The 17132-nt window shown below is 34.2% G+C and carries 17 protein-coding genes; 7 read left to right on the forward strand and 10 right to left on the reverse strand.

Annotated elements, in window-relative coordinates; genetic code table 11:
- Positions 1-7: 7 nt before the first annotated feature.
- The 8 genes from AYC65_RS02460 to AYC65_RS02495 all read right to left on the reverse strand — a co-directional run bounded on the left by AYC65_RS02460 (position 8) and on the right by AYC65_RS02495 (position 6972).
- Positions 8-862 (reverse strand): hypothetical protein, encoded by an 855-nt coding sequence (locus AYC65_RS02460; RefSeq protein WP_034871341.1) that lies wholly within the window; start codon positions 860-862, stop codon positions 8-10.
- Positions 863-964: 102 nt separating this feature from the next.
- Positions 965-1846, reverse strand: coding sequence for an XAC2610-related protein (locus AYC65_RS02465; RefSeq protein ID WP_052114787.1), 882 nt, complete (start codon positions 1844-1846; stop codon positions 965-967).
- 1 nt (position 1847) lies between these two features.
- Positions 1848-2270: a hypothetical protein gene (locus AYC65_RS02470; RefSeq protein WP_034871340.1), complete on the reverse strand. Its 423-nt coding sequence runs from the start codon at positions 2268-2270 to the stop codon at positions 1848-1850.
- 65 nt (positions 2271-2335) lie between these two features.
- Complete coding sequence (locus AYC65_RS02475) at positions 2336-2971, reverse strand: XAC2610-related protein (protein ID WP_034871339.1); 636 nt, start codon at positions 2969-2971, stop codon at positions 2336-2338.
- Between the two features lie 7 nt (positions 2972-2978).
- Positions 2979-3518: a hypothetical protein gene (locus AYC65_RS02480; RefSeq protein WP_234300227.1), complete on the reverse strand. Its 540-nt coding sequence runs from the start codon at positions 3516-3518 to the stop codon at positions 2979-2981.
- A 204-nt stretch (positions 3519-3722) separates the two neighbouring features.
- Positions 3723-4565, reverse strand: coding sequence for a hypothetical protein (locus AYC65_RS02485; protein WP_034871337.1), 843 nt, complete (start codon positions 4563-4565; stop codon positions 3723-3725).
- A gap of 128 nt (positions 4566-4693) precedes the next feature.
- A complete protein-coding gene (locus tag AYC65_RS02490; protein ID WP_078674626.1) occupies positions 4694-5986 on the reverse strand; it encodes an outer membrane protein assembly factor BamB family protein in 1293 nt (430 codons plus the stop codon).
- A gap of 149 nt (positions 5987-6135) precedes the next feature.
- The gene (locus AYC65_RS02495; RefSeq protein ID WP_034871336.1) at positions 6136-6972 is read right to left on the reverse strand and encodes a hypothetical protein; all 837 of its coding nucleotides are present in this window, start codon (positions 6970-6972) and stop codon (positions 6136-6138) included.
- A gap of 307 nt (positions 6973-7279) precedes the next feature.
- Between AYC65_RS02495 and AYC65_RS02500 the strand changes: the two genes are divergently transcribed.
- The 4 genes from AYC65_RS02500 to AYC65_RS02515 all read left to right on the forward strand — a co-directional run bounded on the left by AYC65_RS02500 (position 7280) and on the right by AYC65_RS02515 (position 12020).
- Positions 7280-8284 (forward strand): hypothetical protein, encoded by a 1005-nt coding sequence (locus AYC65_RS02500; protein WP_234300228.1) that lies wholly within the window; start codon positions 7280-7282, stop codon positions 8282-8284.
- Between the two features lie 146 nt (positions 8285-8430).
- Positions 8431-9393, forward strand: a complete 963-nt coding sequence (locus tag AYC65_RS02505; protein ID WP_034871335.1) for a helix-turn-helix transcriptional regulator — start codon at positions 8431-8433, stop codon at positions 9391-9393.
- A gap of 342 nt (positions 9394-9735) precedes the next feature.
- Positions 9736-9933 carry a hypothetical protein gene (locus AYC65_RS02510; RefSeq protein WP_034871334.1) on the forward strand — a complete coding sequence of 66 codons (198 nt, stop codon included), beginning with the start codon at positions 9736-9738 and terminating at the stop codon, positions 9931-9933.
- A gap of 23 nt (positions 9934-9956) precedes the next feature.
- Positions 9957-12020 carry a fimbrillin family protein gene (locus tag AYC65_RS02515; RefSeq protein ID WP_034871333.1) on the forward strand — a complete coding sequence of 688 codons (2064 nt, stop codon included), beginning with the start codon at positions 9957-9959 and terminating at the stop codon, positions 12018-12020.
- Positions 12021-12204: 184 nt separating this feature from the next.
- On the opposite strand, the gene AYC65_RS02520 is transcribed toward AYC65_RS02515, so the two are convergent.
- Positions 12205-13050 carry an AraC family transcriptional regulator gene (locus AYC65_RS02520; RefSeq protein WP_034871332.1) on the reverse strand — a complete coding sequence of 282 codons (846 nt, stop codon included), beginning with the start codon at positions 13048-13050 and terminating at the stop codon, positions 12205-12207.
- 73 nt (positions 13051-13123) lie between these two features.
- Here AYC65_RS02520 and AYC65_RS02525 point away from each other — a divergent pair, with 73 nt between their 5' ends.
- A complete protein-coding gene (locus AYC65_RS02525; protein WP_034871331.1) occupies positions 13124-14530 on the forward strand; it encodes an MFS transporter in 1407 nt (468 codons plus the stop codon).
- Positions 14527-14913, forward strand: a complete 387-nt coding sequence (locus AYC65_RS02530; RefSeq protein WP_034871330.1) for a hypothetical protein — start codon at positions 14527-14529, stop codon at positions 14911-14913. The genes AYC65_RS02525 and AYC65_RS02530 overlap by 4 nt, the downstream gene beginning before the upstream one ends.
- Positions 14914-14988: 75 nt before the next feature.
- On the opposite strand, the gene AYC65_RS02535 is transcribed toward AYC65_RS02530, so the two are convergent.
- Positions 14989-16017, reverse strand: coding sequence for a bestrophin family protein (locus tag AYC65_RS02535; protein ID WP_034871329.1), 1029 nt, complete (start codon positions 16015-16017; stop codon positions 14989-14991).
- 426 nt (positions 16018-16443) lie between these two features.
- On the opposite strand from AYC65_RS02535, the gene AYC65_RS02540 reads away from it, so the two are divergent.
- Positions 16444-17115 (forward strand): YceI family protein, encoded by a 672-nt coding sequence (locus AYC65_RS02540; RefSeq protein WP_034871526.1) that lies wholly within the window; start codon positions 16444-16446, stop codon positions 17113-17115.
- Positions 17116-17132 lie beyond the last annotated feature (17 nt).

Genomic DNA, 17132 nt, shown 5'->3' on the forward strand with positions numbered 1-17132 from the left:
ATTTTGTTTATTCGGCGGATTTAGCTTTCTCTGCACCAGTTTCGGACAAAGGTTTTTTACTTATTAGTTTTCCGGATTTGTCGTAGGCAGATAGCCATAATTCTCCGTTAAGACTGGTTATTACTTCTTTTTTCTGAATTTGTCCATTTTCATAATAGTCTTTTACTTCGTTTCCTTGTTTGTCTTTATAAGAACTGGTACCCAGCTTTCCTTTGTAGTAATAATCGTCGTAGCGGACATTATTCTTTGTATACTGTTTGTTTTCCGGGGTTCCATCTTCGTTATAACTTTCGAAAAGATTTACTCCGGTGACTTCCTTTTTATTTCCGTTGGGATAAAAAGAGGTATAACTTACAGTAATATCGTTTTCAATGCCAGTTAATGTGCCATTTTCAGAATATTGTTTTGAAATACCACGCCCGAAATATTTGTTTTTATCTAAAGATACCCAGCCTTCATATTTCAGAGCTTTATTAGGATGATAGCCTTTGAAATATGCTTTTTCTTTATCTCTGCGGGCATCGAGTGCTAAGTCGGAACCGTTATACATATTGTAAGCAGTAATATGTGAGTTTTCAATAGTAAAATTAAATTTCACTTGTTCTTCAATTTCAGTTACAGTACCATTGATCAGACCTTTTTTGATGCTGATATTAGCCTTTTGTTTGCTGTTGTCAATGCTGTAATTTCCATCCGTTAGAGTTACTATCTTCTTATCAGAATCTTTTAAGGTCACTGTATTTATAAATACATTTCCGGTATCTCCGGAAGTTGGAAGATCTATTTTGATGTCTTCCAGCTTCTGCTGGGCAAAAGCAACATGGGCCGTCAGTATACATAAGGTGAATAATCCTGTTTTCATTTGTTTATTTATTTGTCTGTTTTAGTGATAAATATAACTATTAATAATTTCATAGATAATAAAGGTTGAATGTAACTGAAAAAGCAGATGAATTAAAAGCTTCTACTGACATGCTTTTATTGCTTTTTCTACCAGTTTTTGTTTTCTGTCATCCCAACGATAACAATGCTGGTTAAGTAAAACCATATTATCTTTTACAACTTTATATTCGGCTGTTGTTACGATAGTTCCTGCACAGCACTGATTCCTTTCATATATTCTTTTTTTCTTCTGGTCGAACTCTAAAGAAACTCCGCTAAAACCACTTTCATAATATTGTTGTGTGGCTTTGTTGTACAGGTAGTAGATCCGTGAGGTATTGGGACCTGCATAGCTGGCTTCGAATATAGAAAAGTCTTCGGTACCATCGAAGTTATAATCCTCGATATTGATATTATCCAGTCCTAAAAATGAGCATTCCACATCAATTTTTTGTAGTAGTTTATCAGTTCGTTTCTCATATACTTTTACAGCAGTAATTGTGGGGTAATATCCGTCCTTTTCTTTTGAAAGGACAACTTTAAAGTATTTATCCTTTGTAGATTCGGGTTGTAATAATTCTCTGTCCGCCCACTGTATATTTTCGCCATTTTCAACAGCGTATTTTTTAGTTAACGTAATTTTTAACTCATTTTTTGTTTTCAAGTTTTTCCATACACCTGTTATCGTATTTTTATCAGTTGTAAAATTTTCAAATGTCAGTACGGCCTTTGTCAGTTTCCCTTCTTTTTCGTTGAAAATGAGTCTTCCGTTTTTAATAATACCATTATTTAGCCGGATAGGTTCATCGTAATTGGTGTAGGCATAAACAGCATCTGCCGTGCCTGAATCTGAATCTATTACCATTTCGACAGGAGATTCACCAATAAATCCGGTATACACGGTTTGTGCAGTTAACCTGCCTGTGATAATAAAGAAAGAAACTAAAAGTATTATTTTATCCATGTTACCTGTGTTTTTTTGTCAGGGGTTCGAATGTAAAATCCTGAGTATATCCGGAGCCATGCTTACCAATTAGCTGATTGTTTTTAAGAAACAATATGTTCCCGGAAATAAAAGGCTGATTTTCGTAATTAAGTTTCTCCACTTTAATTTGATTTCCTGATATCCATTTCCATTTAGAAAATACAGATTTTCTTTGTGTTTTGTTGCATTTGTACCTTAGTGAGACAATTTCAACAATATCTTTTTTGAAATAAAGCTCCATTTCATCAGAATATCCTGCACATGGATCAGGCGGAACGGTTTCTACACATAAACTTGTAATAAAACCGGTGAATGACTTTCCTTCCATGTTGATTTTGGACTGAGCTGTAAATAGCATTGTACCAAGGATTATAGCTATAATTATAAATGTTTTTTGTTTCATGTGATAATTTTGTGTTTGTGGCTGAACATTTCTGTACTATATTTTATGGATGCAGGAATTGTTATTTATTCTTCTACAGGATCGAAATTGGAGAAGAACACAGCACCATCATTGGACTTATAGGCTTGTTTCTTCAGTAAAATCTCCTGCTTGTTTTTGATTCTGTAGCTATAAATACTATCATTAGAAAATTCGACTTTACCAAAACCTTCCAGCCTGTTTTGTTTAATATGCAGGAAGTATGTGGCATTTCCACCGTAAAACATATAAGAGGTAATGCAATTTCTTTTGGCGTTATAATGCAGATTCGGATACTCCTGTGAATTAATAATTTCGACAAGCTTTTGTGTTTTTGGATTAAAAATCAACAGTTTTTCAATCTCATTAGCGCCTCTTGCTGCCTGGGCATAGAATATTTTTAAATCATTATAGCCATCATTATTCAGGTCTTCATCTGTAGTTACAAACAGCGGAAGATCTGCTTGCTTTTTAAAGCTTCCGTTTTGGATTTTGGACCATTTGTTTCCGGATTTCCGAAACAGCTCAAAGTTTACAACTGATTTGGTTTTATCATTCCTTTGGGTAATATTTATTTTGTATTTACCAGGTTTTATTACAGTCTTTGAATCAGAAAAGAATTCAGTATTCTGGCCAAAACTAAAACCGGAAATGAAAAGTAATATGCTAACAATTTTACCCATAAATATTTTAGTTGCTGGTTTTATACATGATACTGGCAATATCCTCTTGTAGCATTGCCGCTTGCTTGTCTATATTATACATGGTGTGTTTATAGTTTCCATTTCTGGTATTGATGTTCAGTCGATAAAAAAATCCGTTGCGGCTGCGTATCTTTTCTATTTCGTAGTTTACGATATTACTGCCTTTTATTGAGGTTACTTTTCCCATATTAAAAATATGTAGGGTATTTTTCTGAAAAATAAAAGGAACAGTATATTTACTCAGGGGTAACTGTATGTCATTGTATTCTTTTAGTTTCGAGATATCACCCTCATCGAGAGAATTTAATATAGAAATATAGCTGTTAATAAATCTGTTGATTATAAATAATGCAGCTGCTAAAAAGAGGCTGAATATTCCGGCCATTACTAAAGCATATTTTCCGGCATCTGAAATTCTTTCGTTATATCGGGACTCGCCTAATAGGTCTTTGCCTATATTCACGGTTTCTATATAAGCGCATACATAGAACACCAATGGCAGAACTGCAAAGATTACAGAAACCATAGAGATAAGAATTTTCTTCCTTTGGCGGAGTTTTTTTATAAAACTGAGAATGTATTGCCGACTCATTATTCTAAAGTAGCTATTTTAAATTTATAAGATTCTTTATCATAGACAGTAGATAAAGAAATATCATCACGGGTTATAATTATTACATTTAGCCTCGGTGAAGCGATCTGTACAGATTTTTACTTTAATACCCATCTATCAATTTAGCTTTGTCATTTTCCGAAACCCTTCTTTTTCAATTTTCACAAGAAGTGGCGTAAATATTTGCGGAGCGAAAATAATGTCCTTTTTTTCTTTGTTTACAAACCCTTGAGACCTCTTTTCCAGCATAAAACCCAGGCGTTGTAAAGATGTTAACCTTGAAAGTGTGTAATAAATAGCATGTTCACCTTCTTTACCATTATTCTGCCTGTAGGTATCTGTAATTTTAACCTTGTTATTCTGTTCATATCCTTTTATGAAAGATGCATCATCCTGATTACTATCCCATTTTGGATCGCGTGGACAGCATACGGAACCATAGCTATCGGTATAGTAAACTTGTAGCATATCTTTTGGGACTTCAGGTTCGGCATAACTGATTTTTGGGTGCCCGTTACCGGATATATGTGTACTGTCTGTTTTTACTTCTTCACCATTTCGTATAATGTGATAATAGTTGTTTGTAACCAATGGTTCTACTTGTATTCCTTGCTTAGAAGCCTCTTCTGCAATTGTCTGGTAGTATTTCCGGTCCGGAACAATTAATATAAATTCATTAATGGAAGGGTAGAAGCTACTGGGCTTTTTTAATCGCTCAACCGGAATGTCAGCATTTAAGAAAAAGACATAGGTTGAATCTGGTTTTTCCTGTATTGGAATATCTATCAGATAGTTTTCTCCAAGTTTTACCATATGCTCATCTTCTATCATAATAACATGCTTATAAGTCTTTGCCAACCATTTGGGTGGTGATACAGCGGCAGATTGTACAGGTATCTGTTTGCAGCTTGAGAAAGCAAGCAGAATAAAAGTGTACAGGAAAAAGGCTTTTATTTTCATCGTGTTTGTTTAGATAGTAATTTCAATCTTTTACATAGGGTAAAAATAATAATTGTATGTGAAGGAAATATAGTAAATCACTTTTTTTTGATATATAATCTGACTGATAAAAATAGCGATTGTTAAACTTATTTATAAATATATTTAATCTGTAAGTTGTTGTGCTGGTTATCTTTAAAATATTTACTTATAACAAGTTTTGATGTTCTTGTATTGGTATCGAAGATTTCAATTCCTTTTTGGGTGGCATATATAAAATGAGTCTTGTCGATAGATTCTATATTGGATAATGGCTTATTCTTAATTTTAACTTCAGTAAAGTTTTTACCATTAGCATCCATATAAAAAATTGTGTTTTCTGTATTACCGATAATTTTATCTTTAACAGTCGACCAGTTTATAATATCTGCCTTTATTACTTGTTTCCACTTTGTTTTACCATTATCAGTGTCAATAGCAAAAATGCAAGATTCAGTACGAATGCCGTCCCTCAGGACAGTATATAGAATATCATCTTCTAAAAAACTCTTGGCATCCCCGGCAAAGCTGTAATGATCGTCTTTAAATATCCATTTAAATACCTTTGGATTTTTAATAAATGTATTATTGGGATCAGAAATATCTGAATTTGGAAGGCTAGCATTTTTATCAAGATTCAGGCAATAAAATTTACCTTTTTCATCACCTATAAAAAGGTTTTTGCCATCGGTCTGCATTTGGTTGTAAATAGGATATTCAAACTGGCTTACATCATGATGCTGAAGAGGCTGGCCTGCGATCTCCACATCACCATCGAACATTCCGTAAGATGTATGAGTACCTATTTGAGTATACATCTCCAGGAATACAGCTGAATTTACAAAATAATTGTCGCGGTATTTTACAGGTGCATATAGATTGAAGACAGTAGGTAAGGGGCTTGCCCATGTTTTTTCACCCGTAGTTCTGTTGAAGTTATATAACCATGCATTCGTAGTCTCTGGCTGTCCTGTGGAAGCTATTATTATATTTTGGCCATCAACAAGTGGTTGAGACATAAATAAAGGCATGATTGATTGTAGTTTTTGATTTTGCTGGTTATCATTGCCACCCAAATCTATTGGTAAATCTTCGCTGCCATCGACTTGTTGCTTCCAGATTATTTTGCCTGTATTAACATCAAAATTAATCAGCTTTCCACTTTCAAAAGGCATGAAAATATTTTGCCCATCCAGTGTAAAAAGATTTCTGTTACCAGTGGAATCTATAGGACTGTTATATTGCCATGCTATTTTATTTTCATCAAGATCAAAATTATAAATAGAGCCCTGTGTTGCGACAAGCAGCGTTGAATGTTCCATCTTGGTAAGTTCGGCTGGTGGAGCACTGTTACAGCCCAGGAGGGTTTGAAGGATTATAGGGAATAATAATAGTTTTTTCATGAGTTATCAATTTTCAACCTTTTGTAGCTGGTAAAAATAATAATTGTAAGGAAAGAAAACAGATTAAATCACTTTTTTTTGAAATATAAATAATTGCGTGAAATCTGAAAAACCAGTAATACAGGTGAGAAATATGAGTAAATCTCTTATTATTGGTAGAATTCGATTGTTTTAATATTCTGGCTTTCTAAATATTTTTTTATAAAAAAGCGGTGTTTAAACCCTGTGAGCAGAATGATTTTTTTTCCGGGATTCTCTTTGTAGTATTTGATTACATTTTTTGCGATGCCTTCATTTCTGATGTTTCCTTCAAAATTTGACCAGTTATTGAAGTATTCTTTGAAAGTAATAGTGTCTTTTTTGTTTTTGCTGCTCAGTAACCTGAATTTGGTGAATTCATTATGATTATTCACAATGTCTCTTGTCCGGTTATACTGATATTTCATCAGACTGTCAACAATGGCGTCAGACTGTTTTGAATTAACTGTTTTCAAATCCTGTTTAGCAATACTTTCCACAGCGTTCCAATAACTATTGAGTTTCGACAAATTCTTTTTTTCCTGATCGGAAAGCTTTATTTCTCCTTTTTTATCTAACTCTTCGAGTTTATTAAAAACAAAACCTGCTTCTGAATAAATTCCCAATTCTTTTCTGTAATTGTTTCTGCCTTCTAATTCAGCAGGCTTAATTTGCACACCAGGGTTTTCCTTCTGGTATTTCAAAGTCGCCTGAAATTCATTATTGTTGATACCATCGAAGTCAGTTTTTAGCACATTCTCTTTTTCAAAAATATTAGATTCTGCTTCCAATAATATGATATCGGGTTTGAACTTCGATAATATTGTATAGACAGATTCTGTGTTGATATTCTCAGCACCGTAATGTATGGTTCCCAAAATTATAACCCGAGAGTGTTTATTAGGATTAATGGAAGTGCTGCAAGAGATTACAAAAATGGATGATAAGATAAGAGATAAATACTTCATGGTTGTTAATTATCTGGTAAAAATAATAATTGTATCCAAAGGAATAATTATAAATCACATTTTTTTGAAATAATAAGTAATTAAGATTTGAATATAAATTATGAGTTCATATGATGGTGAATATTTCTCTAAGCGTAAATCAAAATCTATTTTGAAGAAAATTACATGTATTAGGCACTTTAAATCACTCGTGAGTGTAAATGAGTGTTAGCCTATTACTGAATTCTCATACGTAATAAATACGTTTGTGTAAATTAATGAGGAATACTTTCAACTAATTATCATAGACGAGGACTAAAAAATGAGAATGAGCAAAAGCCATTTTTCAAGAACTGTAAAAGGTATATATGAGACAATTTCATTTTGGGGGATTGATCATAATGCCAGTGAAATTGAAAAAGATTTTACAATTTTAATTAATCAATATCTTGCCTTATTAACGCTTATTTTCTTTTCACATGGGATTGCTATCTATACTTTTATAGCACTTACTGTGGATAGCCTCTTTTTACTCTCAATATCCTTGCTATTTGCAGGCTCTTATGTTATAAAAGAATACAGAAAGAACAAATATGTTATTCTGATCACTTTCATTTTACTCAACTTTATTATAACTTATTACTCTTCTTTTTGTGGTGTTGAGAGCTGCGTTTTTTTATTTTATTTTCCATTGTTTCTGGCTATTCCTTTTTTTTTAAACTATCCCGAAAATAAAATTGAAATTTTTATCATTTCAGTTATTATATTAGGAAGCTTGTATATATCTGCTGTAAATAATTTTAATCTTGTACCTAAATCCAGTTTAGTCTTAAAATATCATTATCAGAATAAGCTGTTGATTATGAATATTACATTTAGTTTATTGATATTCAGAATCACTTATTATTTTGTTGGAGAAAAAAAGAGAGAAGACTATATGCTGGTTGATTTTAATGTTACTAAAGATCAGTATATTAGAGATCTGCAGGTTAAGATTGAAACTTTAGAAGAACAACACAAAAAAGAAAAATTATCAGAATCAGATATTAGTGAAATGATCAGATTGGCACAGACCAATGATTCGATTTTTATAGAACGCTTTGATCTGTATTTTCCTACTTTCTTTAATAGCATAAGAAATGCATCAAAAGCACCGCTTACTTTGTCGGATTTATATTTATGCGCAATGCTAAAGCTCAATTTTAGCAACAAGCAGATTGCATTATACAGTAATTCTACCGTTAAATCAATCGAAAGCAAAAAGTACAGATTAAGGAAAAAAATCGAAATTCCTGCTGATCAGGATTTCACGATCTGGATGACATCTATATAAAAATTTCCAATTCACATTAAAATTTAATTTTTTAGAAAGAAAAATATTACAGTAATATTTCAGAATATACTTTTATATTTAATTATATATGTATAGTATTTATATTATTACTTTCATTTCCATTTTAATCATTGCCCATAAAAAATATGCAAAACAGAATTATTAATGAAGAAGGAAGTATTCATAGTCTATACATAAATTTAATCAACAAATATTTGTATTTTCTGTTTTGTGTATTTCTTGTTTTTGCCTTATTTATCGGATTTTTTCTAAAGGATGTACCCATATCTTTATTCCTGATTTTTATTTCATTCAGTTTTCTTTTAATTGGCAAGGTTAAGAAGTCAGACTATTCCAAAAAACTTCTAAATACCCTTGTCAGCAGTGTCATTATAGTTCTTACACTTCATATCAGCTTTTTTCATGTTTACAATTATGGAGATGTCGGAGATGAATATTTCTATTTTTCCTTACTTTTTGTAATACCCTTTTTCTTTGATTATAAAACTCAGAAAAATATTGTGTATGTATTGGTATTGGTTATTCTACTAAATTTTATTGTTGTTGAATCTTTTGATCTGAATTTTATTCCGAGAAACAAATTTTTAGCAGGAAATAATTATAAAGTACTGAAAGTCGTAAACATTATATTTTCGGTAACTACATTTTTTTTTCATATTGGCTTTATTGCCGATAAAGATTATAAAATAAAGCTTCTGGTAAAAAATGTAAACTCAAAAAGATTGCAAATTGCAGATTTAGCAGCTACAAATAAAGAACTCAGTAAAAAGATTGTTATTATCCAAGACCTTGTACAAAATAAGGTTAAAGAAATCATTGATCTGGCTGAACAAAAATCACCTCTTTTTCTGGAAAAATTTCAGCTGTTTTTTCCAGATTTTATACCCGCACTTCTTAACATTAATCCAGACCTTGTTTCTTCCGAACTACAAATGTGTGCATTAATAAAACTAGAATTCAGAACAAAAGATATAGCAGTCTGTACCGACTCTACTGTAAAATCTGTAGAGAGCAGAAAATACAGAGTAAAGAAAAAACTCAATATACCAGGAGATGTGAACATAGATTGCTTTTTGAGTAATCTATAATTCTGAAAATTACTCTTATAAATAACTGCAAATTGTTGTTTTATCTAAAGGAAGGAGATGTGGGATGCACGATATAATTTTCCGCAGTCCATTCTTGTCTGTTCATGATGAGATTTTATCACCTTTTTTTCACTCGTGAGTGAATATAAGGGTATGTAAATAATACATAACTGATTAATGAATATAACTTTGTACAGCGATATTATACAGGATATAACATACCTGCCCTAAAATTCAAAAACACAATAAATTTTCCTCTTAAGCTTAGTAATTCTCTGTGCTGTAAAGTATCAGATAATATGCTAACAGATTGCTGAAAAACCTTTAAAGAATATAAATACAATGAGAAAAAATGACAAACAATTGATGAATCAGACTGAAAAAAAATATTATGAACCTCCTGTTCTGGAGGTTCTGTATGTAAAAATGGAGCAGGGGATTGCCAGTTCTTCGGCACAGATTGTTCCTGGTGGTTCTACCAATACACCCACAATTACAGATTGGGATGAGAAAAAAGATGAACAAAACTGGGAATTTTAAAAACACAACAAATACAATTGATTATGAATAATACAACTACATATAGAAGCTGTAGCAGAATATTCTCAACATTGTTCTCGGCTTTACTCTTAACGTTTTCTGTAGCAAGTTGTTCGCCGGATAATAATGAGGGGTCATCTGCTGGAGGCGAAGGAATGAAAATGGTGATAAAAGTAGACGGCGTAATAGGGACAGAGGTTATTCAACCTGTTAGTAAAATGGCAGTAGCATCAGTAAGCAGCACGATGTCCCTTACTGGAGGTACAACAGTAGGAAATACTTCCGGACTAACTACGGCCAGCGGATTTATCGCAGATGCTAAAGCGGAACAAGCACCTATGGACGCGACGGTAGGAAATCAGATCCTGAAATCAGCAGTTGCAAGCACGGGTAACCTGAATAATAATCTTATAGCGGCTACACAGCCGATGCCGGTGGGGTATACTTATCGTATTCTTATTTATGATAAGGCTACAGGATTATTATGGAAAACTGTACAAGCCACTTCCGGAACACCAGTATCTCTGGATGCTGTAAAAGGAGGAACCTACACATGGTATGCATACTCTTATAATAATAACGAAGCAATACCTGAGCCGGCGAATACGGCAAGTCCTTCTATAGATACAGCAATAGACAAAGATTTACTTTACGCTACAGGAGAAGTAGTGGTTGCTAAAACTCCGCAAAATCAACAGGATACTTACAATGTAGCTATTACATTTCAGCACAAAGTGGCACAGGTAAGTGTAAAAGTGGATGCTTCAATATTAGCAGAATATGCAACCATCAATAGTTTTAAGGCAAGCTTTGCACAGAATAATTATCTGAAAAAAGGAACTTTTGATATTAAAGGAGGTAGTATAAGTAATTTACAGGTTATTCCGACAACGGATATTTTTACAGCGCTGTCACCTACAAACGTATGGGAAGCTAATTATTATACTGCAGATCCTGCAGCTTTAACTTCATATAAGGTGAATATAGATGATCTTCAGGTGCATTTTACAGATGCAGCAGCAGCAGTTGCCGACAGAAATCTTGCGACTTACAACGGAGCAGCAAATAAGCCCTCATTTACTTACAATTTTACTTCTCCGGCTTCCGGGCAGCGATTACTGGGAGTTGCCAACTTATGGTATATGCTTACTTCAAAAAGAATTCTGCATATTTCAAATAATACAAGCTATGGTTATGCTTTGGAACAAGGCCGTTCATGGGCTTTCCTAAATGCTAAAGAAAACTTCGGGAACCTGCCTACAAGCTTGGTTAAAATGTCACCATGGACGTCTGGCGGGGGTGCGTGGATTGGAGGAAATGCTACTGATGATAAGACAGAAAACTGGGTGAACTATAGTGCTAGTACTGCCGGAGATAATAATATTATCAATAAAATTAATCCTGCAGACGCATCCAAAAAACCGGATATTATAATTCTTGGATATGATGTTCTTTATATCAGACCGGCTGTAGCAACAGCATTATTGGACTATATTAACAATAATGGAATTGTAATAATGCTGCTTCAGGATAGTGTAGGCACCGAAAACAGAAGTTTCTTTAACAGCTTATTTGGGGTTTCAAATATTACTCTGGATTCCAATGGTAGTGGTGGTGCCATGTATCCTTTGGTAGGAACAAATTCTAATGACAAAATACTGAATGGCCAGGTAGGAGATGCGCGCGGACAATATTGGGGAGAAGATGCCGGTACAACTCTTGGGATTGTAAATGTTCCGTTGAGCCAAGTGACCGTATATTCCTACGGACAAGCCATTAACAGAACGGGTTCTAATTCGGGTATTACCATGTTTAAGCATAATACTAAGAACTTTTTCTATGTAGGAGACGGTGGCTTTGTTTCGAACGGGGATCTTACTTCGGCTACTATATGTCCTTTTAATTATGATGCCACAACTAAAAGACCATTGCCAAAACCATACGGAGATGCGGGAAATGGTTATACTTCCCGAAGTAAAAGTGCTTATAATAGTATTGTGATGGGGAATATTATGGTATGGGCTGCAAGAACTTCTGAGTTTAATGGCTTTAAACCATGGAAATATGCAGCTCCTCCAACTCCGTAAATAATAATCAAAATATCAATTTAAAAAATCATCATTCATTTGTTTGTAAAACTGTTAACTCATTTCCGGCATAGCCGGTAAATAACAATATTATCATCATTCTTTGTCTGTTAACAAGTTTTATCGGGTAATCCTTCTTGGGTTACCCGATTTTTTTGGGTGTATTAGAATTTATCACCCTTTATTATTTCAGTTTCCTGTACGCCCCTGGGGTTATACCCTTATGTTTTTTAAATAGCTTTGAAAGATGGCTTTCATCACTGAATTGTAATTCATAAGCTATTTCGCTCAGGCGGATGCTGCTGTGGCGCAGATAGTTTTCTACGAGTTTTAAACGATAATCCAGTAAATATTCCTGATAAGAAATACCTGTCTGCTGTTTGAAATATTCACCAAAATAGTTTTCGGAAATCCGGAAATGTTCTGCAATAACCGGGATACGAAGCCTTTCTTTATCCTTTATATGCTGCTGTATATAGGTGATAATCTTCATAATGGAAAATGCTTTCCGGTTCTTTTCTATATCAGAAGCTTCGCTTTTAATAATATTACGGGTAATAAGGTTGAGTAAAATGGAGATACTATTTCTGATGATAAGATAGTCCTCCGTTTTGTTTCTGTATTCTCTTGCAATTTGAAGGATAAGGGTCTCTGCAAAAGACTCATCATTTTTATTCCGGAATACACATCCTGCACGTGAGTGATGGTTATTGCTTATGTATTGTAGTTTATACAAATTTTCACAGCTTTCTATACGGTCCGCTTCGAGGCGTATTTTGTCAATAAACTCAACAGGGCACTGTATGACTATTAGTTCTGCATTTGCACTTTTGAAATGATAAGCCTGATGCTGAGGAATTATAATAAGTTTCCCTTTTATAAAATCTATCTGATGCTCCTCGTAAGAGAGTTCTCCTTCACCTTTAACAATATAAACGAGGCTAAGAAAAGCCTGTGTCCGGAACTGAATGGATTCATTAACCAATTTTAATTCTTTTACGGTAATATTTTCTATATGCAGGTTTTTCATATCAGGACACTATATATTCCTCCAAAAGTACAATTTTAACCGTATTAAAAGCGGGTATTTTTGCATTAAAAAAATGAATACTCATTCGAAAAGATGGCAGGCACTAGGTTTTCTGGTAGCAGGAGCTTTTTTGTCACCTTTGGATTATTTTATTGTGAACATGGCCTTGCCAGCAATACAAAAGGCTTTTAATGCTACAGATCAGCAATTACAATTAGTGGTAGCTATCTACGGACTAACTTATGCTGCGTTGGTCGTATGTGGCGGAAGGTTGGGGGATATCTACGGAAGGAAGAAAATATTTACCCTCGGATTGTACATTTTCCTGTTTTCCTCCATAGCATGTGCTTTTTCTCCTGATATTTCTGTGCTCATTGCTGCCAGACTTTTTCAGGGAGTGGGAGCTTCCCTTTTGGCTCCACAGGTGTTGGCATCTGTTCGGGTATTATTTAGCAGTACTGAACAGCCAAAGGCAGTCAGTATTTTTAGTTCTGTATTTGGTCTCGCTTCCGTAGCAGGACAATTGTTGGGTGGTCTTTTGCTCAATTTACACTGGGCTGGATTTTCATGGGAAATGGTATTTTTAGTAAATGTACCTGTTACCATTATCTGCATTGCAGGTATCCATTTCAGTATGGATAATAATAAAGAATCTGAGCATTCGGGTATTGACTATAAAGGAGCTTTGTTATTAATTCTTGCACTATTACTGTTTATTTGCTCGCTTATTTTCGGAAGAGAATACCATTGGGCGTGGTGGATATTTTGTACCATGATAGTAGGGTTAGGACTTTTGGTAATCTTTTTCAGATATGAAGTGAAGAGGTATCAGCAGAATAAATCAGTTCTTATAGATCCTGCTTTATTGCTGGATAAGCGATTTTCATTAAGCCTGCCTGTTATATTTTTCTACAATTTTACAGCAGGGTTATTTATTTGTTATCCTTATTATTTACAACAATTCCTGCATTACTCACCAATGAGCACAGGACTGGCTATTGTTCCTTATGGATTGGCATTTTTTCTAGGACCTTTAATTGCTCAAAGAGTAAAACTTTCTGTCAATACTTTAATTTATATAGGTTTGGGCTTACTTATAATAGGTTTTTCAGCAAGCTCATGGCTGTTTTATTACTGGCAAAAGCCTTCATTAGGAACTGATATCACATTATTTCTGGCAGGGCTTGGACATGGTGTAATTATGCCGGTTATGATGCGCACAGCTATAGCCTTGGTCAGTAAAGACAAAGCAGGACAAGCATCAGCCCTGGTCAGTATCAGTATGCAGGTAGGTGGTGTAACTGGTGGAGCCATTATCGGAACTGTATTTTTTAGTACTATAAATGATTTAGGTTTTCCAAAAGCATTTGCACTGGCTATTTTAATGATCGCCTTATTTCAGATTACCGGACTGTACCTTAATTCCAAACTTCTAAAATTATCAAAAAATTCATCAATACTAAATTCTATAATAAAATGAACAACAAAGAAAAAGTCGTTGCAGAGTTAAGAAAATTCTGCGAAAATATCGAAAAATGGTTCAGAGGAGAAGCAGATCAGGAAACTCTATATCATGAGATTCTTTCAGGATTTTCACCGGATTTCAGAATGATCAATGGCGATGGTGATGCTGTATCGTTTCATATGTTTTCCGATTGGCTGCCGACGGTGTATGGTAAATTTCCATCGCGCAGTGTTACTCTGGAAAATGTAGATATTCAGTATTCCGATAAACACGGTTTGGCAACCTATACCGAAATACAGATTACCGAAGATGTAAATAATCAGAGAAAAGCATCTGCTGTTTTCCTTTTAGAGGAGGATAAAGCATTGTGGCTGCATCTTATTGAAGAGTGGATATGATTCATTCCATGATAAATTGATAAAGCCCTCAAACAAGGGCTTTATCAATTTATCATGTTTAAAGTTTATCGCAAACTATACCAGAACGCCGTGCTTAGATGTTATGCCTTCCGGCAGATCGTCTTTATTTTCACCAATCATCTGGAGCATGTCTATTTCAATGGTTCTGCAAATGGACAGCATTGGAATATCGAACATCAATCCGGCAAAAGGGTTTTCTGAATAGTCACCCACTAGTTCCATTACGATATAAATCCAGCCGATGATAACACAGAATGGAACGCTGAGTAGTATTCCCCAGTTTCCCAGTTTGGCAAACTCATTCACAAGCCCCAATGGTAAAAGCATCATAAAGATAACATTGAAGATAAAGGCGGTACTGGCAAACTGTCTTGGGGAAGGGAATTTTTTAATTCTCTCAGCCTGACCCTGATAATCGTAAAACAGATTCAGACATTCCTGAAGCTGCATTTGGTTGAAATCCGAAATATCCTTACTGTTTTTTAGTTCATTGACTTCTTTAGCCTGTTGTGATATCAGATAAGTAGCAAAGTTTTTATATTCCGACTGTAATGCTACTTCTTCTTCAGAAAGATATTTGTTTAAGAAAATAGGTGTTCTTCCATAATCCGGGAATCCGGCCTTAATAATTCTGTTACGTCTTTGGTCTACATTCACCCCGTGTTTCTCAATACTGATGTGTTCCCATTCGGTAGGAACCAAAAGCTGCTCACGGAAAGTATACAACCATGCAATATGGCGGTAGGCTAATTTTTTTCTTTTTTTCTCCAGTTCCAGATCGCTTTCATCTGCAGTATTAAAGGCATAAAGCATAGAAGTAAAAGAACGGCTGGAATTAACAATGCCTCCCCATATTTTTCTTGCCTCCCATAATCTGTCATAAGCCTGATTATTTTTAAAGCCTACATAGAATGCTTCAGCAGTACCAATAAGTGCTACAGGTACCCACGGAATAACCATCCATTGCCATTTAAAAAAATAAAAAAGTGCAGCTACCAGCGTACACCATATGGTGAGTATAATAACATGGAGCCCCGAGAGGTTAAGGATTTGCTTATAATTAATGTATTTGGTTGTGATCATAAAGATAAATGTGTATCGGGTGCAAACAAAATAAGTACCAAATTAGTGAAAATTTGATGAGATAATACTTGTAAAGTGCACATCCTTCAGGTTGTCAGATTATAATAGTTTACAGATTAAAATTAAAAATTATAATCGTGCATTCCTAAATATATTTTGTTAATGTTTAGGAATGCTTCATTCATTAACAATATTCCAATTGATAAATTAAAAAGATTTTTAAAAAACCTTGGTTTATAGAATATTAAAGACTTAAGCGTCGTTCAGGTCTTTTGTGTATTCAATGTTGCAACATCAAAAACTCAATAGTAGATAATACTTAAAAAGCAGAAAACAGTATTTCTTGATGTATGTTAAGGATAGGGTAATTTGGTTTTTCTATTTTTGTCTCCGAAATACAACAGAATTTATAAACAGTATAATAATATGAAAAAAATTAGTGTATTAGCATTAGTAGCAGTAGGATTGCTTGCAGCATCATGTAATAAAGCAAAAACAGATACGTCAGTAGCTACAGAGCAGTCGGTTGCAGAAAGCAAAGGAGAAAAGTTAGCAGTAGATACAGTAGCTTCTGTGGTAAACTGGAAAGCTTTCCACAAAGGCGGATTTGCACCTCGTTGGGGAACTCTTAATGTAAAATCAGGAGATCTGAGCATTGAAGGTGGACAGGTAGCAGCGGGTAACTTTATTATTGATATGACTTCTATTAAAGTAGATCCAGCTTCAGTAACAGAGGCTGATAAAAAGCCAGCAGAACTTGAAGCTCACTTGAAGAATCCTGACTTCTTTAATGTAGAGAAAAATCCTGTTTCTGACTTCAAAATTACAAGCGTAGCAGATTTGAAAGAGACTCCAAAAGATGCTGTTGCAGGAGCTAATAAAACAATAAGCGGAAATCTTACTTTACTTGGAAAAACAATGAATGTTACTTTCCCTGCTAAAGTAGATGTTACTGCAGATGCAGCGGCTATTCAGGCTAAGTTCACTGTAAACAGAACAGACTGGGGTATTAAATTCGGTACTACTGAATCTGATCCGGCTGAATGGATGATCAGCAAAGACATCGAAATCGCAATTGATGTAAAAGCTAAAAAATAAGCGATTATATTTAAAAT

The sequence above is a fragment of the Elizabethkingia bruuniana genome (assembly GCF_002024805.1).
Classification (GTDB): domain Bacteria; phylum Bacteroidota; class Bacteroidia; order Flavobacteriales; family Weeksellaceae; genus Elizabethkingia; species Elizabethkingia bruuniana.